At 60.8% G+C, this 25,168-nt stretch carries 29 protein-coding genes, 1 tRNA gene and 1 pseudogene; 18 read left to right on the forward strand and 13 right to left on the reverse strand.

What is annotated here, in order from left to right:
* Positions 1-87: 87 nt before the first annotated feature.
* The 3 genes from CKO25_RS07580 to CKO25_RS07590 form a co-directional block, all read right to left on the reverse strand.
* Positions 88-591 (reverse strand): pilin, encoded by a 504-nt coding sequence (locus CKO25_RS07580; RefSeq protein WP_200387333.1) that lies wholly within the window; start codon positions 589-591, stop codon positions 88-90.
* Positions 592-985: 394 nt separating this feature from the next.
* A complete protein-coding gene (locus CKO25_RS07585) occupies positions 986-1,423 on the reverse strand; it encodes a pilin (RefSeq protein ID WP_200387334.1) in 438 nt (145 codons plus the stop codon).
* A 472-nt stretch (positions 1,424-1,895) separates the two neighbouring features.
* Positions 1,896-2,102 carry a DUF433 domain-containing protein gene (locus CKO25_RS07590; protein WP_200387335.1) on the reverse strand — a complete coding sequence of 69 codons (207 nt, stop codon included), beginning with the start codon at positions 2,100-2,102 and terminating at the stop codon, positions 1,896-1,898.
* 278 nt (positions 2,103-2,380) lie between these two features.
* Here CKO25_RS07590 and CKO25_RS07595 point away from each other — a divergent pair, with 278 nt between their 5' ends.
* The 12 genes from CKO25_RS07595 (at position 2,381) to CKO25_RS07650 (ending at position 14,299) form a co-directional block, all read left to right on the forward strand.
* Positions 2,381-2,998 carry a GspH/FimT family pseudopilin gene (locus CKO25_RS07595; protein ID WP_200387336.1) on the forward strand — a complete coding sequence of 206 codons (618 nt, stop codon included), beginning with the start codon at positions 2,381-2,383 and terminating at the stop codon, positions 2,996-2,998.
* Positions 2,968-3,588, forward strand: coding sequence for a type IV pilus modification protein PilV (pilV, locus tag CKO25_RS07600; RefSeq protein WP_200387337.1), 621 nt, complete (start codon positions 2,968-2,970; stop codon positions 3,586-3,588). The genes CKO25_RS07595 and pilV (CKO25_RS07600) overlap by 31 nt, the downstream gene beginning before the upstream one ends.
* Positions 3,585-4,229, forward strand: a complete 645-nt coding sequence (locus CKO25_RS07605) for a PilW family protein (RefSeq protein ID WP_200387338.1) — start codon at positions 3,585-3,587, stop codon at positions 4,227-4,229. Before pilV (CKO25_RS07600) ends, CKO25_RS07605 begins: the two co-directional genes overlap by 4 nt.
* Positions 4,230-4,283: 54 nt before the next feature.
* Positions 4,284-6,047: a pilus assembly PilX N-terminal domain-containing protein gene (locus CKO25_RS07610; RefSeq protein ID WP_200387339.1), complete on the forward strand. Its 1,764-nt coding sequence runs from the start codon at positions 4,284-4,286 to the stop codon at positions 6,045-6,047.
* 700 nt (positions 6,048-6,747) lie between these two features.
* Positions 6,748-7,227, forward strand: coding sequence for a type IV pilin protein (locus tag CKO25_RS07615; RefSeq protein ID WP_338115086.1), 480 nt, complete (start codon positions 6,748-6,750; stop codon positions 7,225-7,227).
* A complete protein-coding gene (locus CKO25_RS07620; protein WP_200387340.1) occupies positions 7,215-7,811 on the forward strand; it encodes a GspH/FimT family pseudopilin in 597 nt (198 codons plus the stop codon). The genes CKO25_RS07615 and CKO25_RS07620 overlap by 13 nt, the downstream gene beginning before the upstream one ends.
* Positions 7,781-8,395: a type IV pilus modification protein PilV gene (gene pilV, locus CKO25_RS07625; RefSeq protein WP_200387341.1), complete on the forward strand. Its 615-nt coding sequence runs from the start codon at positions 7,781-7,783 to the stop codon at positions 8,393-8,395. The genes CKO25_RS07620 and pilV (CKO25_RS07625) overlap by 31 nt, the downstream gene beginning before the upstream one ends.
* On the forward strand, positions 8,392-9,036 hold the full coding sequence (locus CKO25_RS07630) for a PilW family protein (protein ID WP_200387342.1): 645 nt from the start codon (positions 8,392-8,394) through the stop codon (positions 9,034-9,036). Before pilV (CKO25_RS07625) ends, CKO25_RS07630 begins: the two co-directional genes overlap by 4 nt.
* A gap of 60 nt (positions 9,037-9,096) precedes the next feature.
* On the forward strand, positions 9,097-10,386 hold the full coding sequence (locus tag CKO25_RS07635; protein ID WP_200387343.1) for a pilus assembly PilX family protein: 1,290 nt from the start codon (positions 9,097-9,099) through the stop codon (positions 10,384-10,386).
* A 1,349-nt stretch (positions 10,387-11,735) separates the two neighbouring features.
* Entirely contained in the window at positions 11,736-12,908 is a 1,173-nt protein-coding gene (locus CKO25_RS07640; protein WP_200387344.1) for an ATP-binding protein, read from the forward strand.
* Between the two features lie 600 nt (positions 12,909-13,508).
* On the forward strand, positions 13,509-13,799 hold the full coding sequence (locus tag CKO25_RS07645; RefSeq protein ID WP_200387345.1) for a type II toxin-antitoxin system TacA family antitoxin: 291 nt from the start codon (positions 13,509-13,511) through the stop codon (positions 13,797-13,799).
* Positions 13,796-14,299: a GNAT family N-acetyltransferase gene (locus CKO25_RS07650; protein WP_200387346.1), complete on the forward strand. Its 504-nt coding sequence runs from the start codon at positions 13,796-13,798 to the stop codon at positions 14,297-14,299. Before CKO25_RS07645 ends, CKO25_RS07650 begins: the two co-directional genes overlap by 4 nt.
* Before the next feature lie 227 nt (positions 14,300-14,526).
* On the opposite strand, the gene CKO25_RS07655 is transcribed toward CKO25_RS07650, so the two are convergent.
* Positions 14,527-14,892, reverse strand: coding sequence for a DUF4351 domain-containing protein (locus tag CKO25_RS07655; protein ID WP_200387347.1), 366 nt, complete (start codon positions 14,890-14,892; stop codon positions 14,527-14,529).
* Positions 14,837-15,118 (reverse strand): DUF2887 domain-containing protein, encoded by a 282-nt coding sequence (locus CKO25_RS07660; RefSeq protein WP_200387348.1) that lies wholly within the window; start codon positions 15,116-15,118, stop codon positions 14,837-14,839. The genes CKO25_RS07655 and CKO25_RS07660 overlap by 56 nt, the downstream gene beginning before the upstream one ends.
* A 175-nt stretch (positions 15,119-15,293) precedes the next feature.
* On the opposite strand from CKO25_RS07660, the gene CKO25_RS07665 reads away from it, so the two are divergent.
* From CKO25_RS07665 to CKO25_RS07680, 4 genes and pseudogenes are all read left to right on the forward strand, one after another.
* Complete coding sequence (locus CKO25_RS07665) at positions 15,294-15,482, forward strand: hypothetical protein (RefSeq protein ID WP_200387349.1); 189 nt, start codon at positions 15,294-15,296, stop codon at positions 15,480-15,482.
* 290 nt (positions 15,483-15,772) lie between these two features.
* Entirely contained in the window at positions 15,773-16,012 is a 240-nt protein-coding gene (locus CKO25_RS07670) for a PIN domain-containing protein (protein ID WP_242467491.1), read from the forward strand.
* The gene (locus tag CKO25_RS07675; protein WP_200387350.1) at positions 15,999-16,253 is read left to right on the forward strand and encodes a toxin-antitoxin system HicB family antitoxin; all 255 of its coding nucleotides are present in this window, start codon (positions 15,999-16,001) and stop codon (positions 16,251-16,253) included. Before CKO25_RS07670 ends, CKO25_RS07675 begins: the two co-directional genes overlap by 14 nt.
* 344 nt (positions 16,254-16,597) lie before the next feature.
* Positions 16,598-16,756: pseudogene (locus tag CKO25_RS07680) on the forward strand (type II toxin-antitoxin system Phd/YefM family antitoxin); the annotation flags it as partial.
* Between the two features lie 536 nt (positions 16,757-17,292).
* Here the strand turns inward: CKO25_RS07680 and mazF are convergent.
* The 3 genes from mazF to CKO25_RS07695 form a co-directional block, all read right to left on the reverse strand.
* On the reverse strand, positions 17,293-17,640 hold the full coding sequence (gene mazF, locus CKO25_RS07685) for an endoribonuclease MazF (RefSeq protein WP_200387352.1): 348 nt from the start codon (positions 17,638-17,640) through the stop codon (positions 17,293-17,295).
* Positions 17,640-17,882 (reverse strand): AbrB/MazE/SpoVT family DNA-binding domain-containing protein, encoded by a 243-nt coding sequence (locus CKO25_RS07690; RefSeq protein ID WP_200387353.1) that lies wholly within the window; start codon positions 17,880-17,882, stop codon positions 17,640-17,642. The genes mazF and CKO25_RS07690 overlap by 1 nt, the downstream gene beginning before the upstream one ends.
* A 114-nt stretch (positions 17,883-17,996) precedes the next feature.
* Positions 17,997-18,263: a hypothetical protein gene (locus CKO25_RS07695; protein ID WP_200387354.1), complete on the reverse strand. Its 267-nt coding sequence runs from the start codon at positions 18,261-18,263 to the stop codon at positions 17,997-17,999.
* A 177-nt stretch (positions 18,264-18,440) separates the two neighbouring features.
* Here CKO25_RS07695 and CKO25_RS07700 point away from each other — a divergent pair, with 177 nt between their 5' ends.
* The gene (locus CKO25_RS07700) at positions 18,441-19,244 is read left to right on the forward strand and encodes a DUF2189 domain-containing protein (protein WP_200387355.1); all 804 of its coding nucleotides are present in this window, start codon (positions 18,441-18,443) and stop codon (positions 19,242-19,244) included.
* 424 nt (positions 19,245-19,668) lie between these two features.
* Here CKO25_RS07700 and CKO25_RS07705 read toward each other — a convergent pair whose 3' ends face one another.
* Entirely contained in the window at positions 19,669-20,127 is a 459-nt protein-coding gene (locus CKO25_RS07705) for an REP-associated tyrosine transposase (protein ID WP_200387356.1), read from the reverse strand.
* A gap of 40 nt (positions 20,128-20,167) precedes the next feature.
* Here CKO25_RS07705 and CKO25_RS07710 point away from each other — a divergent pair, with 40 nt between their 5' ends.
* A complete protein-coding gene (locus tag CKO25_RS07710; RefSeq protein WP_200387357.1) occupies positions 20,168-20,446 on the forward strand; it encodes a hypothetical protein in 279 nt (92 codons plus the stop codon).
* Between the two features lie 906 nt (positions 20,447-21,352).
* On the opposite strand, the gene CKO25_RS07715 is transcribed toward CKO25_RS07710, so the two are convergent.
* The 4 genes from CKO25_RS07715 to CKO25_RS07730 form a co-directional block, all read right to left on the reverse strand.
* A complete protein-coding gene (locus tag CKO25_RS07715; RefSeq protein WP_200387507.1) occupies positions 21,353-22,507 on the reverse strand; it encodes an IS110 family RNA-guided transposase in 1,155 nt (384 codons plus the stop codon).
* Between the two features lie 148 nt (positions 22,508-22,655).
* Positions 22,656-22,988 carry a hypothetical protein gene (locus CKO25_RS07720; RefSeq protein ID WP_200387358.1) on the reverse strand — a complete coding sequence of 111 codons (333 nt, stop codon included), beginning with the start codon at positions 22,986-22,988 and terminating at the stop codon, positions 22,656-22,658.
* 335 nt (positions 22,989-23,323) lie between these two features.
* Entirely contained in the window at positions 23,324-24,478 is a 1,155-nt protein-coding gene (locus CKO25_RS07725) for an IS110 family RNA-guided transposase (protein WP_200387507.1), read from the reverse strand.
* A gap of 609 nt (positions 24,479-25,087) precedes the next feature.
* Positions 25,088-25,164 (reverse strand) — tRNA-Ile (locus CKO25_RS07730).
* Between the last annotated feature and the right edge of the window lie 4 nt (positions 25,165-25,168).

A 25,168-nucleotide genomic window follows, 5' to 3' on the forward strand; every position in this document is an offset into this window, starting at 1 on the left:
CCCCCCACCCACAGGTAGGAGCCCGCTTGCGGGCGACCCAGGCCTCAGCAGACCACCACCCCAAGCAGAATCACTCCCCACCCACCCTCAACCCGGCGGCTGTCGACAGGTCGCGGGCAGCCATTCCAAGCGCAGCGGCTGCACATCCCGTGGTCCGCACCGCCAGGTCACCACGCCCCCGTTCGGTCCTCCCTGCCCTTCGAGGCGAATCTGGCTGTTCGCATCGCCGCCGATGCCGTGGTAGACGGAGCGCTGCAACTGGACCTCCACCCGCGTCCCGGTACAGCCCGCGTTGAGATTGCAGGCACCAACTCCTTGGAGTTGGAGACGGCGAATGGTCGGGTGGGCATCGGCCGCGGTGATCTCGAACGGCGCGCGTTCGGCTGCAGTGGCGGGGAAGCGGCCCTGCTCGGCATAGAAGAGGCTTAAATCGGTCCTAACCTTGCCCATCGCCACCAGCACCTCGCTCACCCGGGCACGGATCACAACATCACGGTATTGCGGGATGGCGATCGCGGCTAAAACACCGATGATCGCGACGACGATCATCAACTCGATCAGGGTGAATCCCTGTTCAGGTCGTTTCATCATGATCCTCCTGATCTGACTACAGAGTCGAGCGACCGGACGGGTGTGTGTCCGGCCAGTCATAGGATGCCATGATCGTGGACGGATTGTGCGTTATTTTGGGGGGAGTGAGTGGAGGTGTGATGGACGGATGAGAGTATGGGAAGGGGTTTGTGACGAGATTGAGATGGGGAACTGAATGTGGCCGATGCTATCGGGGGTTGCGCATTCACAAGGTTGCTTAGGTGGATTAGGTGAAGGGGTTTGGGGAACTGGAGCTGGGCGGCGGTTAATCAAAAGGAAAAGACCGCCGGGGCGGTCTTTTCTTGAGTCAAAGCAGGCTTAGATAAATCGTGGTCTATGCCCTACTAGCCGACTGATTAGCCACCAGCCGGGGTATTCCTGCAGTCATGGAACACTATCTGCAATCAGGCGGAAGAAGTTGTGGACTAGCAGCAGATAAACTAGAAGTACACGCCCAAGAAACACTGCCGGGACCAGCGGTGGGAGTGAGAGTTAAGGTTGCACTTTGCAGAGCTGTTGCAACAGGCGCAGCCGCTCGCATAGTCGCAGTTATTACCCCGTCTGCAACCGCGACTTGAGCTACAAATCTTCCATTTACATCCGTAGCAGCCGGTAAGCCGTTGCTCGCGCTATCTGCATCCGCTAGCCCACTCGCGCTAGCAATTTCAGCGACTGGCGTTTTCAGTCCGCTCGCAAGGGCTAGTGCCTCTGACATTTGCGCTCTCGCTGAAAAATTCGCATATTGAGGAATCGCAATCGCCGCCAAAATACCAATGATCGCCACAACGATCATGAGTTCGATGAGTGTGAAGCCACTCTGTTGTTTTTTCATGTCTCGACTCCCGTTCTTTCGTGATGAATCCGGCTTGGCCGGGGGTTGGGACTGTCAGCGGAGAAGCATTGCGTCCCGGGTCTTCCTAATCCTCTCAACAGCAGATTTCGGGCCAGATGTGAAGGCATCGGAGCAATGGCGGCTCCACATCCGTTCAACGGTGTTCAGTGTGGACCAATCGGGGCGGAGTTGACCGTGACCTGGGTCACGCTTTCGCATCCGCGCCACCTGTTCAATCCACTGCAAGCCATTGATCGATGGATGCGTGGCGATCCGCCCCCCGCTGGCGGGGCCTGACCCGCCGTTGCGCCCGACCGGACCGCCGCCAGACCGACCCACACCCAGGCTCGCCCCTGATCGAGCCAGCGTCCAAACCGCGTCATGCCCGTTCACGTCAGGTTGATGTGACAAAAATCGTCACATACTGACCCCTTCTGTTGCTTCATCGCGACGGCGGGCCTCAGGAAACGGATCACCACATCAGAGCGCTCGGCAATCCGATCGGCAGGCTGGGCGAGACCTTCGAGGGCGTCACCGAGGGTCTGGGCGTGCCGATGTCCTCGTCGTCGATGTCAGGATCGTCCGACTTCAGCTCCTCGCGGTTCGGATCAGCGGCCAGGGCTTCAACCACGCGGCGAACGGTCGGTCTCATACCGCGGACGTAGGGCTGTCCGTTCATCTGTCGACAGTCGCTGACGGATTTGGGCTTTTCCCTGGCATCAGATGGCACATTCTGACGACTGTGTCACATTTCTTTGAATCAGACGCACGATTTCACGCCCAATCAGGCGACTTTCACGGCTGGTGCGCATTTTGCGTGCAGTGAGCCTTGAGTTTCTTGCGAACGACATCGCCGGAATACACCATGCCGCTGTCCCCTCGACGCCCCGGTCGCTGATTCACACTTCTTGAGACGATCGACCACCGAGGGGAACGCGGCCCACCTGAGGATGACGCATGTTGGCCATGAACGGACACGGCCGCCCGTTGAACGCCACCTTGGCGCGAAATCCCTGGCGCAGCGTCAGGTCCGGCTGTTGGTGCGCTCCCCTCGCCCGCCGTCGCGCTGCCGGCCTCACCCTACTCGAACTCCTGTTCACCATCGTCATCTTGGCGATCCTGCTCAGCGTCGCCGTCCCCAGCTTTCAGGGTCTCGCGCAACGCGACCGCATCACGGATACCACCAACGACCTCTTGATGGCCTTTCAACTCGGGCGCAGTGAAGCCATTCGCTACCGCACGCAGGCGACCGTCTGCGCCGCCAATGCGGATCAGACAGCCTGTGCCGTTGCCGATCCACCCTGGTCAACTGGTTGGGTGCTCTTTCGACAAGATGACCAGACCGAGACACGCATCCGCGTCGGCACGGCACCTGCTGCTGGGGTCACCATCACCACGGCTGTTGAGCGGGTTCGTTTCAGGGCCGATGGGAGCGCTCAAATCGTCGGGGCGGCAGTCGGGACATTCGAAATCGATTCCGAGGCGAATCGGCCACGCTGCATTCGGATTCTACCCAGCGGATTCATCTCGATGGAGAGAATGGCATGCCCGACAGTCAACCCTCAGCAACACTAGGCACCCGGCTCGTTCGCTCACCGCTCACCGCAGCAGGCCACCCGTCGTGCCAGAGACCGCGTCGCCAACAAGCGGGCGCGACCCTGCTCGAAGCCCTGATCGCCATGGTGGTGATCAGCGTGGGCCTGCTCGGGATCGCGGCACTGCAAACCAAGGCGCTGCAATCCACCACTGAAAGCCAGATGACATCCAACGCGGCCATTCTGTCCGCCGATCTAGGCGAACGACTCTGGGCCGTGTCCTGCCTGCTGGCGAACGCCGAGTCCGAGTCCGATCGGATCACGTTCGCCACCCGCACCGTGGAGCAATGGCTTAGGGAGAACAGAGCATTGCTTGGCCGGATTCGAGATCGCCTCAGGATTACACTGCCAGCGGATGAGCCTAATCATCAAGAGAATGTAACCTGCACCCTGCCAACCTGTTGTCCCGATCCCGTCTGCTTTCTCGACCCTGTTGCCTTTGCTAGTCAAAATCGAGTCTTTGTGCAACCCGGCGCAACGCATCCAAACTATTTATTCCAAGTCAGGGATGGGATGCTCTTCTCCACTGACCTACCTCCTGTTGTTGTCTACCCGGATCCATGCCCATGAACCAGACGACAATGACCCGTCAGAACCTTCGGTCGAGGCAGGCTGGCTTCACGCTCTCCGAGTTGATGATCGCCTCGATGATCGGTTTGTTCATCATCGCCGGTGCCATCAGTGTCTTCACCGCGAACCGTCAAACATCCGCACTGATGGATCGGATTCAATCCAATCAAGACGCGACCCGTTTTGCCGCCCAAACCATCAGTCGAGTGGTCCGCTCAGGTGCGCGTTTTGGCGCGGGTCAGACGGGGCAACTCGTCGTTGAGTTTCCGGCTGGCGTGGCGGGACAAGATGTTCGAGATTGTGTCGGTCAGCAGATCAGTGAGATCACACCCGCTCGGAACATCTTCAGCAGCGCACTGAACCAGGCCACGCAACGCTATGAATTGCTTTGTCAAAGTGGTGACGACCCGCCTGTCCCCCTAATCGACAGACTCGCTCAACCGACGAACCAACAACCGAATTTTCACGTTGAATTCCTGCGACCGGATCCGACTACCCCCGGTGAATTGAGTCCAACCAATCAGGCAGCGGAAGCCACCTCTGTGCGGATCCTTCTGAGGATGCAAGGAGTCGAAACGATCGAGGAGATCGCGTTCATCGCCACCATGCGTTGTCGGGTGCTCGATTGTGACTCAAACTAGGTCGAGAACCGGTTCGAAGGCGCCCACCTCACCAGGAACCGTGGAGACCAAGACATGAAAACGATCACATTACGCAACACCCAACGCGGAGTCGCACTCGTCATCGGTTTGATGCTCGTCGCCGTCGCCAGCCTCGGCGCCCTGTCGATGATGCGCGGCACGATCCTGCAGGAACGCCTGACCTCCAATCAGCAGAATAAAATTATTGCCAATATGGCGGCGGAGGCGGGTGCGGGTCGGTTTTTAGAGTGGATTGGAAAAAAGATTGAGGATTTGGAAGGATCAAACAGCATATCAATCACACTTAAGGAAGCTTGGGAAAACAGAGATGAAATTGAAAGGTTGCGGCTGCCACAAGCACGAAACGCAAATCCGGACTTCCCGCCATTCGGATATTTTTGGATCAGCGAAGAGCCTGACTGGACAAAAAAGCCGTTAGAGGTAACAGTCATCGGGGAATCATGGATGAACGAGTTGTTAGCCGAGACCCAACTTCTCTTCAGCGTTTTAGTCACAGCGGACTTGTCCAATGAAGTATTTCATCCATACGCCGATGCCGGTGTCGTTGGCTGCGAGGGCGTTGCAACGCGCGGGAGCGGGCAGATCGACAGTTACAATTCGGGAGCGGGATCTTACAATGCTGCCAACCCTGGAAGAGATGCGCATGTGCTGACGACATCCCCTTCGGCGATGGTTGAACTCACCGGCAATGCCCCGATTTACGGCAGCGTGAATTCGACGGGCAGCGTATCCGCAACGGGCTCATCACCGGTTTATGGCGATATCAACGCCACCGGCTTGGTATCGCTAAAAGGGGGCGGTGTCAAAGTTTATGGCAACGTGAAGACTGCTGGAGACGTTAGTTTCGAGAGTAGCGCGGAGGTTCATGGCAACGTCTCGGCGAATGGAAATATTGCGTTCAACAATTGGAGTGCCCGTGTTACGGGTAATGCAAAAGCCGGCGGCGAGATCACCAGCAGGAACAATAATAAGCCACCCGAACAACATGTCGGCGGATCCGTTCAAGCCGGATCCAACCCCGGAAACTCAGGCGTAGCGCAAACACCCTGCGATCCACTCGATGTCGACGGTATCGTCTCGGAATTCGATGATCAGTTTTCGACGGGCAGCATGAACATCGGACCCTGGACTTACCGTTATCTCAAGCTCTCGCCCGATGGCGTTGACTATTACGACCCGACCTGGAACGTACAAAGCTGGAAGACGGACAACGCGCGCACGATGCAAGATATCGAGTTGTTTGGCAGGGAGACCCGATTCCTCAAGGTATCACATTTCGCCTTGGGTCAGAACGGGAGTCTCGAAGTGACGGGCGGCGACGTTGTTCTCATGGTCGACGGCGACATGTCGATCGGCGGTAATACCGAGATTACGATTGCGCCTGGCAGTAGTCTAACCGTGCTCCTGACCGGCAAATTCGACCTGCAGGGCAGCGTGAAGGTCAACAACCAAAATCCAATCGACGCAAACGGTAAGCTACCCTTCTCATTGTTCTCGTCGTATGAGCAGACATCAAATAAAGGAAACAACGACGGCGTGCGACTGCGTGGCAACACCGATTTCACTGCGGTCATCTATGCACCAAAATCGCATGTTTCGGTCACCGGAAGCGGTTCTCTTTTCGGTCAGGTTCGTGGTAAGAGCGTCGAGGCGACAGGGGCAGGCGGAATCCATTACGACGTCCGACTTGGCACCTTCTCCGTTCCGACGAGCGAAAGCGTCGGTAACAGTGACGTTGCAACTGTGCAGGTGACGAGTTGGAACGTTGTTTTTCCCTTGCCAAAGTCAGCCGATTAATCGTCCAGGGCGGATGGTTTGAAAGGAGAAAGGACAAGTCTCGAATGGCGCTAACTTAGGCGGATGTCATTGATAATCGAATCGCTCAGCTGCCAAGATCTGGACTATTTTTGCTTCTTCGGGTGGCCATTCAGTCGCACCTCTTCGCGTGCCTGGGATCGAGGGCTGCGCTTAGCCCTCGTTAGCGTTCTCCCGCGATCGCCGGCAAGCCGGCTCCTACCGATATTGTCGTCACCCGGCTGACCCCAACCGGTAGGAACCCGCTTGCGGGCGATCCGCCAACCGTGACGAACCGGACGCGGGTGGGTAGTGGCCCATGACCGGGTTGTGGTCGGCCCACCTCGGCGTTCCCCTGCCATCGCCGGCAAGCCGGCTTCTTCGGTCTTCTCCAGGTCTGTGCTGTCTGCGTCGCCCGCAACTGGGTTTTTCCGGATGTAAAACTTTTCATGGAAAAGGGTTTGTATCATCCCGATCACTGTTTGCATTTTGCCACATCGACGGCGGATGATGAGTGACTGAAACGACTCAGACAACAGGGGGTCTGGCGGCTCGGCAAGCAAGGCGGGGTCTCGACTTTTGGGTCGTTTTCTGGGCGTCAATTGCAAATTCTGTCGAATCCGTCACAGTTGAATGGACTATCCGAACGAGCCGATGTCCAATGAGCTATCTTTACCCATGACTGATGTGCAGTTTGTGCACAGTGTCCTTGCGTATCATGCGCACCACACCGCTGGAGTTCACCATGCTGCTGTACCACCGCTATAGTCGCGGATTCACTCTCCTTGAATTGATGATCGTGGTGGCCATCGTCGGCATCCTCGCCGCCGTCGCCTACCCCTCTTACCGCGACCATGTGAATCGCTCGCGCTTGGTCGAGGCCCAGACGGTGCTGATGGAGGCGGCGCAGTGGATGGAGCGGCTGTATGTGGCCGGTGCTGAATACATGCCAGCGAACCAATATCCGACCGCAGCCATCTTCGCAGCCGAATCTGGACTCACACAGTCGCCCAAAACCGGTACGGCTCGATACAACATCGCCGTCACCGCACGAACGACGTCCTCCTATACCCTGAGCGCAACACCAGTCGGGAATCAAGATTGGCGCGACTGCGGGACCTTGACGATCGACAACCTCGGGCGACCCCGCGCAACTGGGGATGACGCAGTATGCTGGCGATGAACGGTCACGGCTGTCAAATAAACGACCTGTTGACGCGCGATCCCTGGCGCAGCGTCAGGTCCAGCTGTTGGCACACTCCCCTCGCCCGCCGTCGTGCTGCCGGCCTTACCCTGCTCGAACTCCTATTTACCATCGCCATCTTAGCGATCCTGCTCAGCGTCGCCGTCCCCAGCTTTCAGGGTCTCGCGCAACGCGACCGCATCACGGATACCACCAACGACCTACTGATGGCCTTTCAACTCGGGCGCAGTGAGGCTATTCGCTACCGCACGCAGGCGACCGTCTGCGCCGCCAATGCGAATCAGACAGACTGTGCCGTTGCAGACCCACCCTGGTCTAATGGTTGGGTGCTCTATCGGGTCAACCCACAAACGCCGATCCGCGTCGGCGCCGCACCTGCTCCTGGGGTGACCATCGCAACCACTGTTCAGCAGATCCAATTCCAGCCCGATGGGAGCGCCCAAATGGGTACATTCGAAATCGACTCCGAGGCGAATCGCCCCCGCTGTATACGGATTCTACCCAGCGGATTTATCTCGATGGAGAGAATGGCATGTCCGACCGTCAACCCTCAGCAAAACTAGGCACCTGGCTCGTTCGCGCTCCGCCCACCGCAGCAGGCCACGCGCCGAGCCAAAGACCGCACCCTCGCCAAGCGGGCGCGACCCTGATCGAAGCCCTGATCGCCATGGTGGTCATCAGCGTGGGCCTGCTCGGGATCGCGGCGCTGCAGACCAAGGCGCTCCGGTCCACCACTGAAAGCCAGATGACATCCAACGCGGCCATTCTGTCCGCTGATCTGGGCGAACGACTCTGGGCTGTGTCCTGCCTGCTGGCGAACGCTGATTCCGAGTCCGATCGGATCACGTTCGCCACCCGCACCGTGGAGCAATGGCTTGACGACAACGAAGCATTGCTTGGCAATATTGGCAATCGCCTCAGGATCACCGCGCCAGTAGGCGATCCCAATGCTCAAGAGAATGCGACCTGCGCCCCGCCATCCTGTTGTCCCAATCCCGTCTGCTTTCTCGACCCCGATGCGTTTGCTAGTCAAAGTCGAGTCTTTGTGGAACCGGGCGCAACGCATCCAAACTATTTTTTCCGAGTCAGTGACGGGATGCTCTTCTCAACGGTTCTTCCACCTATTGACAAGAGCCAATGCGAATGAACCACATCACAATGACGTATCCGAGTCGGCGTGTGAAGCAGGCCGGCTTCACGCTCTCCGAGTTGATGATCGCCTCGATGATCGGTTTGTTCATCATCGCCGGTGCCATCAGTGTCTTCACCGCGAACCGTCAAACATCCGCACTGATGGATCGAATTCAATCCAATCAAGACGCGACCCGTTTTGCCGCCCAAACCATCAGTCGAGTGGTCCGCTCAGGTGCGCGTTTTAGCGCGGGTCAGACGGGGCAACTCGTCGTTGAGTTCCCGCCTGGCGTGGCGGGACAAGGTGTCCGAGATTGTGTCGGAACGGAGATCAGTCAGATCACACCACCACCCGCTCGGAACATCTTCAGCAGCGCGCTGAACCAGACCACGCAACGTTACGAATTGCGTTGTCAAAGTGGTAACGACCCGCCTGTCCCCCTGATCGACGGACTCGCTCAGCCGACGAACCAACAACCGAATTTTCAGGTGCAATTTCTGCGACCGCATCCGACTAACCACGGTGAATTGAGTACAACCAATCAGGCAGCGGAAGCCACCTCTGTGCGGATCCTTCTGAGGATGCAAGGAGTCGAAGATGTCGAGGAGATCGCGTTCATCGCCACCATGCGTTGTCGGGTGCTCGGTTGTGACTGAACCTAGGTCGAGAACCGGTTCGAAGGCGTCCACGAGATCAGGAACCGCGGAGATCAAGACATGAAAGCGTTCACATTACGCAACGCCCAACGCGGAGCCGCACTCATCATCGGTTTGATGCTCGTTGCCGTCGCCAGCCTCGGCGCCCTGTCGATGATGCGCGGCACCATCATGCAGGAACGTCTGACCTCCAATCAGCAGAATAAGATCATTGCCAATATGGCAGCGGAGGCAGGTGCGGGTCGGTTTTTAGAGTGGGTTTCTGATGCTGAACGGTCCAACGATTTATCTGTTGATTGGAGTGACGCAAGTCAGCGCGCAGACATTCCCAATGGACCGATGACGAATCCCATTCAATTCCCACCGTTTGGGCATTTCTTTATTCCTGATAATGACGAACCTGATTGGAACCAGAATCTGATTTCAGTGAATGTGACGGGAATTTCTCGATCGGGAAATGATATTCTTTCAGAAACCGTTTTGAATTTTAGATTTTCTTATGAGGGCAGTGAGCCCCGTGGCGGCGGTCTTGGTGGTGCCATTAACTTTTTTGGAAAGGTTAAAACTTTTGAAGGCGCCAATTCCAATGCCTACAAGGTTGATGGTCAAGGCGGCCCTGCCATCGGTACATCTGACAAGTCCAGCAAAGATGCAATAGAAAAGGATATTCGTGATAAAGGCCGGTTGAATAATTATACCGGTGGTATTGAAGAAATTGCTTATCCAGAACCCTGGTCGAACCCAGAGAAACTTAAAGACTTTGTTGACGCGGTATGCGCCACTGCGAATTATTGCGGTAATTTAGCGCCTTCTTTTCCAACGGGGCAAGGCACTAATCCTTATGGTACTACCAGCAACAGAATGGTCAATGTCCTTACTGGCAATCAAACTATTCGTTTTACAGGAAATAATAGGGGTGCGGGAGTTCTGATTGTCACGGGCACTTTGACCTTTAACGGTACTCCGAGCTGGGATGGCGTCATCATTGTGCTTGGTGGTGCGGTCCATACCAGTGGTGGCGGCAATGGAGGTCTAGAAGGCACGATGTTTGTGACAAATATCGATACCTCAAAGGACCCATGGAGATTTAAGAAGGAAATCAAGAAGGATGAAAATGGGAATGATGTTGAAGTTGAAGTAGGCAGCCAGTTCACCGTCTCAGGAGGTGGTAACGTAGATTATAATTTTGACTGCGACAGTATTACTGCATCTCGGAATTTGCTAAGTGATGCGGCAAAAAATATTTGGGCGATGGACAGCTGCGAAGGCGGTGGTGGTGGGAGCAGCGGTGGTTCAAGCAACCGGGGTACACCGCGAATTGTCTCCTGGTCAGAGGTGATCCCAGACTAGTGACCTAACTCCGGATGCTAACCGCGGGTAGACCAGAATGGCGCTAACTTAAGCAAAAACTAATTTCAAAAACAACTGGTACTAGGCTTAATACAGAAAGGAGAAACGATCCGCAAACCTGTCTTTTTGGATGCGGGTCGCGGTAGCTCATGACAGCATCGCGTTTGGCCCACCTCGGCGTTCCCCTGCGATCGCCGGCAAGCCGGCTCCTACCGATGTTGTCGCTACCCGGATGCCCCCGATCGTCGCCATCGGGATGACCCCAACCGGTCGGAGCCCGCTTGCGGGCGATCCGCCCACCGTGACGTACGGGATGCGGGGCGTCGTGGGCTGATGACCGGGTTATGGTCGGCCCACCTCGGCGTTCCCCTGCGATCGCCGGCAAGCCGGCTCCTACCGATATTGTCGCCATTCGGATGCACCCGATCGTCGCCATCGGGATGACCCCAACCGGTCGGAGCCCGCTTGCGGGCGATTCGCCCACCGTGACGTACGGGATGCGGGACGTCGTGGGCTGATGACCGGGTTGTGGTCGGCCCACCTCGGCGCTCCCCTGCCATCGCCGGCAAGCCGGCTCCTACCGATATGGTCGCCATTCGGGTGCCCCCGATCGTCGCCATCGGGATGACCCCAACCGGTCGGAGTCCGCTTGCGGGCAATCCGCCAACCGTGACGAACGGGATGCGGGACGTCGTGGGCTCATGACCGGGTTGTGGTCGGCCCACCTCGGCGTTCCCCTGCGATCGCCGGCAAGCCGGCTTCTACCGATATGGTCGCCATTCGGATGCCCCCGATCGTCGCCATCGGGATGACCCCAACCGGTCGGACCCGCTTGCGGGCGATCCAAGGCCTCAGCAGACCACCACCCCAACCAGAAACACCCCCCACCCACAGGTCGGAGCCCGCTTGCGGGCGATCCACCAACCGGGACGACCGGGATGCGCGACGTCGTGGGGTTATGACCGGGTTGTGGTCGGCCCACCTCGGCGTTCCCCTGCCATCGCCGGCAAGCCGGCTCCTACCGAGATTGTCGCCATTCGGATGCCCCCGATCGTCGCCATCGGGATGACCCCAACCGGTCGGACCCGCTTGCGGGCGACCCGCCAACCGTGACGAACGGGATGCGGGACGTCGTGGGCTGATGACCGGGTTGTGGTCGGCCCACCCCGGCGCTCCCCTGCCATCGCCGGCAAGCCGGCTCCTACAGGGCGGCGGCAAGACGACCGCCATTCGAGCCAAGCCCATTTTCCTTGAGCGCGACCCGATCCCGATCCATCTCACAGGGACTGACACCATGACCGATGCCTTGTGGGGTTGCAAATCCGGCACGCCAGTCCACAATTGCAAGGATGATCCCACGTCGTCTTGCGACACCTCTTGAACATCGACTCAGCCGGTTTCCGGCTGTCGCCTTGCTCGGTCCGCGTCAGGTCGGAAAGACGACCCTGGCCCTGTCGTGCCACACGGCAGACGATGCACTCTACCTGGATCTGGAGAACCCAGCCGATCTTGAGAAGCTGTCGGATCCGCGCGGTTACCTTGAGGGGCGTCGCGGCCGTCTCACGATCATCGACGAGGTCCAACGCGCCCCTGGGCTGTTTCAGGTCCTGCGTGGCCTGATCGATGAGCGTGTGCGCGACGGCGAGGCGGCGGGCCATTTCCTCCTCCTTGGCTCGGCATCGGTCGAGTTGCTGCGACAGTCGAGCGAGAGTCTCGCGGGGCGCATCGCGTATCTGGAGCTGGCGCCGTTCGATCCGCTGGAGATCGATGCAGCACAGGTCCAACAGCTCTGGGCCCGTGGCGGCTTTCCACGGAGCTTTCTGGCGGACGGGGATGCGGACAGCGTCCTCTGGCGCGAGAACTTCATCCGCAGCTATCTGGAACGGGATATTCCCCAGCTCGGACCACGGATCCCCGCCGAGACCTTACGTCGCTTCTGGACCATGCTCGCACATGGGCAGGGCGGTCTGCTCAATGCCGCCGATCTGGCGCGCGCGCTCGCCGTCGACGGCAAGACGGTGGCCCGGTACCTGGACCTGATGGTCGATCTGCTGCTGGTGCGCCGGCTTCCCCCCTACGTCGCGAACGTTAGGAAGCGTCTCGTCAAATCCCCCAAGGTGTACGTCCGCGACAGCGGCCTCGTCCATACGCTGCTGCGATTGGACAGGCTCGACGACCTGCTCGGACACCCGGTCGCCGGCGCGAGCTGGGAGGGATTCATCATCGAAACCCTGCTGCGCGCCGCACCCGAGCGAACCCAGGCGACGTTCTACCGAACGGCCACGGGAGTGGAAATGGACCTGGTGCTCGAGCTGCCGGGTCACCGCCTCTGGGCGGTGGAGATCAAACGCGGCCTGGCGCCCAAGGTCGAGCCGGGCACCCACACAGCGCTCGCCGACCTGAATCCCGACCGTGCCTTTCTGGTCTACTCCGGGGATGAGCGCTACCCAAAAGGTGGCGGAATCGAGGCGATCGGGGTCAGGCAATTGGCGCAGGAACTGGCGTCGCTCGACGCGGCGTGAGGCGAGACGCTCCTGGGGGAATAGGGGCCAGGGTCAATGGATTCGTCGCTAGCATCAGTCAGCATCCCCTAGGGTTGATCACCTGGCCCCCTGGTAAGGAGCCCGCTTGCGGGCGATCCAAGGCCGCAGCAGACCACCGCCCCAACCAGAACCCCCCCCACCCACAGGTAGGAGCCCGCTTGCGGGCGATCCGCCAACCGTGACGAACGGGATGCGGGACGTCGTGGGCTGATGACAGGGTCACGCTTGGCCCACCTCAGAGTTCCCCTGCCATCGCCGGCAAGCCGGCTCCTACCGATATCATCGCCATCCGGATGCCCCCGATCGTCGCCATCGGGATGACCCCAACCGGTAGGAGCCCGCTTGCGGGCGATCCGCCAACCGTGAGGAACGGGATGCGGGACGAGTGAAACCAGGGACGGACCACCAAATCGCTTTGAGCTAGGAGGGACTTGGCCAGGCTCAAGCTACAGCGGGGAATAGGGGGGACAGATTTCCGGCTTTCCCTGCGGACACGACCCGACGGGACCAACTGTCGTGACATTGTCTGGCGGAGACCCTACCATAGGCTCCTACGCACGCGACTGGTAGATCACCACCATGCCGACCCCGACGCCCCGCACCGAAAAGCTTGACCTTAGGCTGACCCCGGCGGCGAAGCGCACGCTTCAGACCGCGGCGGTGGCAACGCGTCGATCCGTCAGCGAGTTCGTCTTGGAGAGCGCGTTGGCGCGCGCGCAGGAGACGCTAGCGGATCGCCAGCGATTCGGCCTCGACGCGGAACAATGGGCCGCCTTCCAGGCAGCCCTGGACGCCCCGCCCAGACCCGTGCCGCGCCTTGCGCGCCTGTTGCAGGAGCCAAGCGTTCTCGACGGGAGTGACGGCGATTGACCCGGCGCCTGCGGGTCGAGAAACTCCAGCGAAGCCACGGTGTCGACGCGTTCGACTGCGGCGACGAGACCCTCAACCGGTTTCTATCCCGCCACGCCATGCAGAGCCAGATGGCGGGGGCTTCGCAGAGCTACGTCGCGTTGTCGGGCGACGAGATCGTGGGGTTTCATACGCTCGTGGTCGGGCAAGTGGAATACGAAGCCGCGCCCGATCGGTTGGCCAAAGGGCTCGCCCGCCATCCGGTGCCTGTCATGGTCCTGGCCCGCCTGGCTGTCGCTCGGAACTGGCAGGGACAAGGAGTGGGGGCCGGCCTGCTCAAGGACGCGATGCTCCGCACATTGCAAGCCGCCGATATCGCTGGCATCCGGGCGCTACTCGTTCAGGCAAAGGACGAGCGCGCCCGAGCCTTCTACGAGCATTTCGATTTCGCCCCGTCCCCGAGCGACCCGCTGCATCTGTTCGTGCTGCTCAAGGACGTTCGCGCGATGCTGGGCCAATAGGGGCCAGGGTCAATTGATTCGTCGCTCTGCGATCGCCGGCAAGCCGGCTCCTACAGGGCGGCGAGGATGTCAATGCGATCAGAGGGACCATTCAGCGCCAGGACACCCGGGCCGGTTTTCCGTCGGGCGAGACGACATCAGGGGGCGCAGTCAACACTCTGATCGGTGTCCGGTGCCGCGAAACGCGGCCCCGTCCCCAATCACCCGAGCACCGAATTGCTCCCCAATCAGTGATCCTGCAACCAGGCGTCAAGATCCGCGATCGAGCCAAAATCCAGCAGGGCTTCACCGAGGCCGACGAGTTGGGCGCTGTCGAGTGCCCGGATCTGTTCCAAGTGCGGCGGCGTCAGTGCGCCGCAGCGCCGGGCGAGCTGGCTCAAAATCAATTCGCGCCGAGCTTCCTCCCGGCCTTCCTCCCGGCCTTCACCGTAGGCCTCTTGGTATGAGCGGGTCTGTTTCACATCGGTGACGGGCAAGTGCAGCATGGCGCGGATCTCCTCGCGGGTCAGTTGCGGGAATTGATACACCAGAATCGTCTCAATCAGATCCAGGGTCTCCAGCGGATCGGGCGTGCTGTCGCGCTGCGCCGCCAAGGCACGCGCTTCGGCGGCGCTGGAACTGGGCCTCGGCGAAGATCAGCGGGGCATCGGGGCGCTCGCGCGGGGGCAGCAAGACACCATCGAGCCGAAAGGCAGTCTGTTTTACCTCGACGGCTTTCATGCGGTAGGCCGACGCCTCGGGCACGGCTAAACCGGCTAGGTCGAAGGCCAATTCCGGGCGTTCCTGGAAGAGGCGATAAAACAGAGGATCCGTGTGCATGGGCTCATCGTCCGTGGTCGATCGGTTCGAGGCGAAGTTTACATAACGTGTGCGTCCCTGGGAAACTGGCATACGACAGGACTTCGCCCCATTGCCATGGCCATCGTTGCGATTGGGAGAACCCACCCCCAAGCCGAGTCCCTACGCGGAACCTCAAGACGAACGGAGACGATTGATGGCTGAACCACAATTCTCCGTGCGCAGCGCTAAGGCACGAGAACTGGCCCATCGACTGGCGCGCAACGAACTCCGCATCGCCTTCGGCATCCACAAGATCCGTACGGATCAGCGTGCAGCACGGCTGCCCCCAACCGGTAGTAGCCCGCTTGCGGGCGATCCGCTAACCGAGGCGAATCGCGAATAGGGGCCAGGGTTAATTGATTCGTCGCTAGAATCAGTCAGCATCCACAAGGGTTGATCAGCTGGCCCCCCTGGTAGGAGCCCGCTTGCGGGCGATCCGCCAACCGTGACGAACGGGATGCGGGACGTCGTGGGCTGATGACCGGGTTGTGGTCGGCCCACCGCGGCGCTCCCCTGCCATCGCCGGCAAGCCGGCTCCTACCGAGATCGTCGCCATCGGGATGACCCCAACCGGTAGGAGCCCGCTTGCAGGCGATTCGCTAACTGAGTCGCGCGGGCGGCACGACGGAGGATATGGACGTCATTCTCGACCAGTTGGCCAGCGTGCTGCGGCGGGCGCCAATCTGGTACCTATGGCGACCGCAGCTCCGGGACGCGAACGACGACATGGTACTGGAGGCGGCGGCAAATGCGGCGGCGACGCATCTGGTGACCTTCAATATCCGTGACTTCGGGACCGCACCGAGCCGATTTGGGATCACGCTTTGCCGCCCAGCAGAGATCGCGAGGAATTTGCGCCATGAGCAAGAGTAACTTCGCCTTGAGTACGCCGGAGAGCATTCTGGCGGCGGCACGCCGCGCCGCCAAGCGTGACGGCGTGAGCTTGAACCAGTTCATCAACACTGCCTTAGCTGAGAAGGTGGCCGCGCTGGCGACCGAAGAGGTATTCACGCACCGCGCCGCTCGGGCCGACCGAGCGCGCTTCCTGGATGTGCTGGAACGCCTTGGTCGGGAATCGCCACGGACAGGAGATGAACTCGACATTAGCGAATAGGGGCCAGGGTTAATTGATTCGTCCGATTTTTCCGCGCTGCGGCACCGGCCTAGAGGCGGTGAAAGGGTCTGGAATCGACCCGGAGTTGACACTGATGCGTCGCCGGATGGGATCCGCAGTCGAGGGGACAGCGGACACCCGTCGTGGCATTGAATGACCGATACTGTTGGAACTCGCCGGCATCACGCACCACATTCGCGGTCACGGATCCGGCAGACGGTTCCCAAGGCAGAGGACGTCATTTCGCTGCCCTTCCGAATTCCCCCTTGGGATTGTCAGCTCTGTTGGCAGACCACTTAACAGGTGCTACTGTCCGCGCCGTATAAGCCTAAAGAGAGGCGTCCATGAGCGTGAGATTCTCCGAAGACGTGGTCCCGTTGACAGACCTGAAGATCAACCCTGGTCGCGTGGTCAAACAGGCTGTCGAGGCCCATAGGCCCGTGCTTCTCACCCGCAGAGGACGGGGTGTCGCCGTGATCCAGTCCGTGTCCGACTACGAGCAGAATTGATTCGTCGCTAGAATCAGTCAGCATCCACAAGGGTTGATCAGCTGGCACCCCTGGTAGGAGCCCGCTTGCGGGCGACCAGCCCACCGTGACGAACGGGATGCGGGACGTGGTGGACTGATGACAGGGTCACGCTTGGCCCACCTCGGCGCTCCCCTGCCATCGCCGGCAAGCCCGCTCCTACCGATGTTGTCGCCATTCGGATGCCCCCGATCGTCGCCATCGGGATGACCCCAACCGGTCGGAGCCCGCTTGCGGGCGATCCGCCAACCGTGACGAACGGGATGCGGGACGTGGTGGGCTGATGACCGGGTTGTGGTCGGCCCACCTCGGCGCTCCCCTGCGATCGCCGGCAAGCCGGCTCCTACCGATATGGTCGCCATTCGGATGCCCCCGATCGTCGCCATCGGGATGACCCCAACCGGTCGGAGCCCGCTTGCGGGCGATCCGCCAACTTACTGAGACCCGTGGTCGGGTCGTATAGGTGTCCCGCTCGCGGGCTCATGTCGCGTCCAGTCCTCGCGTCGTCCCGTTCACTGTCGAGGTTCCGGGCCTACCAACGCGACGATCTTGGCCCTGACGTCGTTCAGCTCGGCAGTGGACACCTTCCCTTTGCGTAGGGCCTTGCGGGCCACCCAATCGAGGCTCTTGACCTGGTCGGCTAGAACGACGCGCGGGCGATCCCCCGGTATCGGTACTTCGAAGGGGTAGCCCTTGACCTGCGTGGTCATGGGACAGCAGAGCATCAGCCCGGTCTTGCCGTTGTAGGCCGAAGGACTGACAACCAGCGCCGGCCTGTGGCCAGCCTGCTCATGTCCAGCCTGCGGGTCGAAGTACAACCACACGATATCGCCGGCCTCGGGTGTGTCACGCCGAACCATCAGAGCGCTTCCTGACCCACGGGTCCACCAAAGTCAACTTCTGCGTGCAGGTTCTCCGGCGTGATGCCGGCCAGCAATTCAGCAAGGTCGTAGCCCCTGGGTCGTACCGGCTCGATCACGATGACCCCGCCTTCTTCGCGGATCTCCACGACATCATCCAGCGTCAGGTGGGCCGCCTCCATGACGGCGGCAGGGATACGCACCGACGCACTGTTGCCCCACTTCTTCACAGTGACACGCATAGCGGATTTCCGGTGTATCTTCAATGTTGATACATTACGCCGGAGCCACGTGGCTGGCAACCTTGCGACCGTCGGGTCAGGTCGCCGCGAAGACCCGGAGAATAGGGGCCCGGGTCAATTGATGAATACGGGGCCATACTTGGCCGCTTTTTGATCACGGCCAATAGCACGCGCTTCGGCGGCGGTCTGGGCACGCTCCAAGATGACCAGGCGGGCCAGTCGGGCGTTGAAGCCGAGATGCTCGGCGCCGAGCAGGTCACTCAGATACACACGCCGCAGCAACCCGCACCCCATCAGACCCTCGTAGGGGGGATTGCCATGGCCATCGTTGCCCGGGGATGTCAGCGCTGGGCCACGAACGTCGGCGTCACTTCCAGCCAATCCTCCGCGCCGTTGAGATCTTTTTCCTGAGATCCGTGATCAGGGACTTGTTTTAATTTTAGTAAATACTTATATTCTTACTTTCCCATTTTATTAAACCCGTCCAGGGCCGGTGAGTCGACACTCGGTTCAATCGAGCGCCCGACTTGGCCGTGATCAACCCCAGGAGTCTTCACTATGACCACAGAATCTATCGCCCTCCCCTCAACCGATTCGCATCAGGATGTCGTCCAAGCCGATACATTATCGATTCAGCGGGTGGCCTCGAACGCACCTCTACAGTGGCTCGGGCAAGGCTGGAGGACCCTGAAGGAAACGCCCTTCGTCAGTCTATTTTACGGTTCGCTCTGCGCCCTAGCCGGTTTCGGGGCTCTGTCCATGAGCCAGGCGATGCCGGGTATGGCGTTGAAGTTTCTGATCGTGCTCTTGCTGCTAGGCCCCTTTCTGGCTGCTGGGCTCTACGTCACCGCGCGTCGCCAGTTGGGCGGTGAACAGATCGGGATTCGCGCCAGCTTTGCGCTCTATGGTCAGCGGCGCTCAAGCCTGGCGTTATTCGGGCTGGTTCTGATGTTCGTTGTCGCCTTCTGGGTCTTGGCCTCGGCGGTGATCTTTGCCATTAAAGTGACGACTCTGGCGCCGATCTCCAGTGGCTATGTGACCCTGTTGGGAGGCGGGATGGACCCATTGATGATGCTCTTCACGCTGGTGAGTACCGCCTTGCTTGGCGCGGCGGTGTTCGCGGCCAGTGTGATCGCGGTTCCGCTGATCGTCGATCGTGATGCCGGCCCGGTTGCCGGTGTGCAGGCGAGTTGGCGGGCCGTCACCCTCAATCCTGGTCCGATGTTGCGTTGGGCGGGATTGATCCTCGGCCTGATGCTGGTCGGCGCGCTGACGGCTTTCGTCGGCATGGTCGTGATCTTCCCGTTGCTTGGCTACGCGAGCTGGTATGCCTATCGCGATCTGGTCGGCGAGGACGTTTAACCGACAGGTACGGAGCGGCGGAAAGCGGATGTCCGCTGCAATCACTCAGGTCACGAACACCAACTGGTAGGATCCCGCTTGCGGGCGATGCGCCCAACCGTGACGAACCGGATGCGGGGGGTGGTGGTGCATGACCGGGTTGTGGTCGACCCACCTCGGCGCTCCCCTGCGATCGCCGGCAAGCCGGCTCCTACCGATATTGTCGCCATCCGGATGACCTCTATCGTCGCTATCCGGATGACACCTATCATCGTCACCCGGATGACCCCAAGCGGTAGGAGCCCGCTTGCGGGCGATCCGCCCAACCGAGGCGAACCGGGTGCGGGTCGTGGTGGTCCGTGACAGGATTGTGGTCGACCCACCCCGGCGTTCCCCCGCGAACGCCGGCAAGCGGGCTCCTACACTTGCGGGCGATGATCCAAGGCTAGAGCCATCGCGCATCCCAATGCGGATAATCTCGAACCGACGTCACCAAACCGGCTCGCAAAGGGTTGGCAACGATATATCTTGCGATGGCTTGCAGATCCTCTTCACTGCGGAGGGCGTGATCATGAAACCCTTTCTGCCACAATCGCCCGCTCCGTCCAAGCACTCGATTGACGGCAATCGCCGAGCATGACTTGACCCGCAGCACGAGTTGGGACAGCTCCGAGTCCCCGAGTTCGACAAGCCAATGCAGATGATCGGGCATGACCACAAACGCCCAGGTGGTCGACCACCCGAGCGCGTCTGCCTCACGTAACTCACGGATCAAGAGACGCGCGCTCCAGAGATCCCGAAACACGGGGCGTCGCCGTTCCGTCACCGTAGTGATCGAATAGAACAGCCCAGTCTGCGAAAACCGTCCTTTGCGGAGTTCAGATCCATGTGATCCATTGGGCATCGCAGCTCGCTTGCAGGCGACCTTAGGATCAGTTGGTTCTATGTGTTGGCTTCTTCTCGGAGCACCGTTCATCTCAATCGGCTTCTACTCTCCTGAGCACGTCCGCCTGGACATCGACACCCGATTGCAGGTGACATCGCCACAGGAGGTGTGCGAAGCCTACCATCGCCGGCAAGCCAGCTCCTACCGATATTGTCGCCATCCGGATGAACCCTATCGTCGCTATCCGGATGACCCCTATCGTCGCCATCTGGATGACACCTATCATCGCCACCCGGATGACCTCTATCGCCCCCATCCGGGTGACCCCAAGCGGTAGGAGCCCGCTTGCGGGCGATCCGCCAACCGTGACGAACCGGATGCGGGGGTGGTGGTGCATGACCGGGTTGTGGTCGGCCCACCTCGGCGTTCTCCTGCGATCGCCGGCAAGCCGGCTCCTACCGATATTGTCGCCATCCGGATGACCTCTATCGTCGCTATCCGGATGACCCCTATCATCGTCACCCGGATGACCCCTATCGTCGCCATCTGGATGACCTCTATCGTCCCCATCCGGGTGACCCCAAGCGGTAGGAGCCCGCTTGCGGGCGATCCGCCAACCGTGACGAACCGGATGCGGGGGTGGTGATGCATGACCGGGTTGTGGTCGGCCCACCTCGGCGTTCTCCTGCGATCGCCGGCAAGCCGGCTCCTACCGATATTGTCGCCATCTGGATGACCTCTATCGTTGTCACCCGGATGACCTCTATCGTCGCCATCTGGGTGACCCCAAGCGGTAGGAGCCCGCTTGCGGGCGATCCGCCAACCGTGACGAACCGGATGCGGGGGGTGGTGGTGCATGACCGGGTTGTGGTCGGCCCACCTCGGCGTTCTCCTGCGATCGCCGGCAAGCCGGCTCCTGATATGGATTGACCTGTCAAGCTTTGTTGTGACGTTCGATTGAAACCTTCTGTCATCAATGTCTTCGGGTCAGGGCACGACAAGCGAGCTGCGACGGTGGATCACTCTGATATACGTGGGTTGGTTACCGACCGGACGTCACTTCGTCACGGAGCTGCCCTTCTCTACGCTCGAGGGTCAGCCCTTCCAAGGAAGGGTGCCTCATAGGAGCCTCAGGGGTTCTCCTCACCGGCCGGTCATGCCCTGACTCGAAGACACTGAATTGAACGTTAGCGATCACGATCTTGCTTGGTGGTGAATGGATTTGGCGATAGCGGCGCCGGGCTCAGGTTGTCGCCCGACTGCCATGGGGCTTGCCCATCACCTCGCAGGCGATCGCCCAGATGAAACCGGCCAGCTCCCGGCCCACCGCAGTGGTCACCTGCTGCTTGACCTTGCCGGCCCGCAGGAGGTGCTGGTAGCGCCCGCATAACCGCTTTTGCGCCTCCCAGGCGATGGCCTGAACGGTCACCGAGGTCTTCTCGGCCCGTTGCTGAATCACCCGGGTCTTGCGTGCCGGGAATCGATCGTTCCAGCTCGATTCGGTCAGGATCCGTCGGACATGGCCGTTCCCCGTCTTGGTGATGGCGCCCGGGCGACGGCGTGGGCCGCTGGAGTGTTCACTGGGCACCAGTCCCAAATAAGCCATCAACTGGCGTGGGGAATCGAACCGGCTGATGTCTCCGAGTTCCGCCAGCACCGTCATGGCGCTGACCAGGCTGATGCCGCGCAGGGCCATCAGACCCTCCACCACCGGTGCCAGCGACCACTGTGGCAGCGCCGAGCGCATCTGCTGCTCCAGGCGCGCCACCTGCCGCTGTGCCGCCAACACTGCCTCGAGATACTCTTGCAACACGATCTGCTGCACCGGTGAGTCGAAGGTCACCGTCTCCAACCAACGATAGTGCTCCTGCGTCCAGCGGCTCTTGCCCCCATAGACCTTGCCGTGCCGGAGCAGGAACGCCCCCAACGTCTGCCGCGCCTTGAGCTCGAGCTTCTTCATGTCCTCGCGCGCCCGCGTCAGATCCCGGATGGCCTCCTGCTCCGGGGGCGGAACCCAGACGGCGGTCAGCTCCCCGGCTCGCGAGAGCCGCGCCAGCCCCAACGCATCGCGGCGGTCGGTCTTGCGCCGCTCGCCGGCTTTCACTGGAATCAGCGAGGGCGCCACCACCTCGCAAGCATGGCCCGCCGTGACGATCTGCCGATACAGCCCGTATCCACACGGACCCGCCTCGTAGACCCACAGCAGTCGCTCGCCACCGTAGCGGGCACTCAGCCGTTCGATCAGCTTGGCCACCTTCTGCGGCGTATGGGCGATCGGTCCGTCATACTCCGGCGCCCCGCGACCGCACTCGGCCACCGCCACCGCGATGGTCTCCTTGTGCACGTCCAGCCCGATATAGGCCGCGTATACGTCGCTCGCTTGCTCCAGCGCCGACATCACCCCGCCCAGCCCCGCGACCGAACCGGCATGCTTCCGCCCTTCCGCGCTAAACTCATTCATGACCTGCCCCCTCAATCATGGCTCTGTGTTGTCGGTGGTTGCCCAACCTCGAAAACATAACCCACGTCGGTTGAGGTCGGGCAGGTCAATCCATGATGTCTACCGATATTGTCGCTATCCGGATGACCCCTATCCCCGCCATCCGGATGAACCCTATCGTCGCTATTCGGATGAACCCTATCCTCGCCACCCGGATGACCTCTATCGTCCCCATCCGGGTGACCTCTATCGTCGCCATCTGGATGACCTCTATCGTTGTCACCCGGATGACCTCTATCGTCGCCATCTGGGTGACCCCAAGCGGTAGGAGCCCGCTTGCGGGCGATCCGCCAACCGTGACGAACCGGATGCGGGGGGTGGTGGTGCATGACCGGGTTGTGGTCGGCCCACCTCGGCGTTCTCCTGCGATCGCCGGCAAGCCGGCTCCTGATATGGATTGACCTGTCAAGCTTTGTTGTGACGTTCGATTGAAACCTTCTGTCATCAATGTCTTCGGGTCAGGGCACGACAAGCGAGCTGCGACGGTGGATCACTCTGATATACGTGGGTTGGTTACCGACCGGACGTCACTTCGTCACGGAGCTGCCCTTCTCTACGCTCGAGGGTCAGCCCTTCCAAGGAAGGGTGCCTCATAGGAGCCTCAGGGGTTCTCCTCACCGGCCGGTCATGCCCTGACTCGAAGACACTGAATTGAACGTTAGCGATCACGATCTTGCTTGGTGGTGAATGGATTTGGCGATAGCGGCGCCGGGCTCAGGTTGTCGCCCGACTGCCATGGGGCTTGCCCATCACCTCGCAGGCGATCGCCCAGATGAAACCGGCCAGCTCCCGGCCCACCGCAGTGGTCACCTGCTGCTTGACCTTGCCGGCCCGCAGGAGGTGCTGGTAGCGCCCGCATAACCGCTTTTGCGCCTCCCAGGCGATGGCCTGAACGGTCACCGAGGTCTTCTCGGCCCGTTGCTGAATCACCCGGGTCTTGCGTGCCGGGAATCGATCGTTCCAGCTCGATTCGGTCAGGATCCGTCGGACATGGCCGTTCCCCGTCTTGGTGATGGCGCCCGGGCGACGGCGTGGGCCGCTGGAGTGTTCACTGGGCACCAGTCCCAAATAAGCCATCAACTGGCGTGGGGAATCGAACCGGCTGATGTCTCCGAGTTCCGCCAGCACCGTCATGGCGCTGACCAGGCTGATGCCGCGCAGGGCCATCAGACCCTCCACCACCGGTGCCAGCGACCACTGTGGCAGCGCCGAGCGCATCTGCTGCTCCAGGCGCGCCACCTGCCGCTGTGCCGCCAACACTGCCTCGAGATACTCTTGCAACACGATCTGCTGCACCGGTGAGTCGAAGGTCACCGTCTCCAACCAACGATAGTGCTCCTGCGTCCAGCGGCTCTTGCCCCCATAGACCTTGCCGTGCCGGAGCAGGAACGCCCCCAACGTCTGCCGCGCCTTGAGCTCGAGCTTCTTCATGTCCTCGCGCGCCCGCGTCAGATCCCGGATGGCCTCCTGCTCCGGGGGCGGAACCCAGACGGCGGTCAGCTCCCCGGCTCGCGAGAGCCGCGCCAGCCCCAACGCATCGCGGCGGTCGGTCTTGCGCCGCTCGCCGGCTTTCACTGGAATCAGCGAGGGCGCCACCACCTCGCAAGCATGGCCCGCCGTGACGATCTGCCGATACAGCCCGTATCCACACGGACCCGCCTCGTAGACCCACAGCAGTCGCTCGCCACCGTAGCGGGCACTCAGCCGTTCGATCAGCTTGGCCACCTTCTGCGGCGTATGGGCGATCGGTCCGTCATACTCCGGCGCCCCGCGACCGCACTCGGCCACCGCCACCGCGATGGTCTCCTTGTGCACGTCCAGCCCGATATAGGCCGCGTACACGTCGCTCGCTTGCTCCAGCGCCGACATCACCCCGCCCAGCCCCGCGACCGAACCTGCATGCTTCCGCCCTTCCGCGCTAAACTCATTCATGACCTGCCCCCTCAATCATGGCTCTGTGTTGTCGGTGGTTGCCCAACCTCGAAAACATAACCCACGTCGGTTGAGGTCGGGCAGGTCAATCCATGATGTCTACCGATATTGTCGCTATCCGGATGACCTCTATCGTCGCCATCTGGATGACCTCTATCGTTGTCACCCGGATGACCTCTATCGTTGTCACCCGGATGACCTCTATCGTCGCTATCCGGGTGACCCCAAGCGGTAGGAGCCCGCTTGCGGGCGATCCGCCAACCGTGACGAACCGGATGCGGGGGGGTGGTGGTGCATGACCGGATTGTGGTCGACCCACCCCGGCGTTCCCCCGCGATCGCCGGCAAGCCGGCTCCTACGGGGCGGGAGCGGCGATTGGATGTTTGCGGTAACCACCAAGGTCATCAACCCGATCGGGGCGCGGCGGCCATCGAATGTCTACGACACGGGTGTCGTTGGGAAGCGGATGTCCGCGGCAACCACCACGGTCACTCACCCGATCGGGGCGGCGGCAAGGGGATTATGCTCGGCGCCTTCAGCGGTGGATGGTGGGCCCAGCAGGACTTGAACCTGCAACCAACGGATTATGAGTCCGCTGCTCTAACCAATTGAGCTATAGGCCCTTTT

This window comes from Thiocapsa imhoffii (genome assembly GCF_016583985.1).
Lineage (GTDB): Bacteria > Pseudomonadota > Gammaproteobacteria > Chromatiales > Chromatiaceae > Thiocapsa > Thiocapsa imhoffii.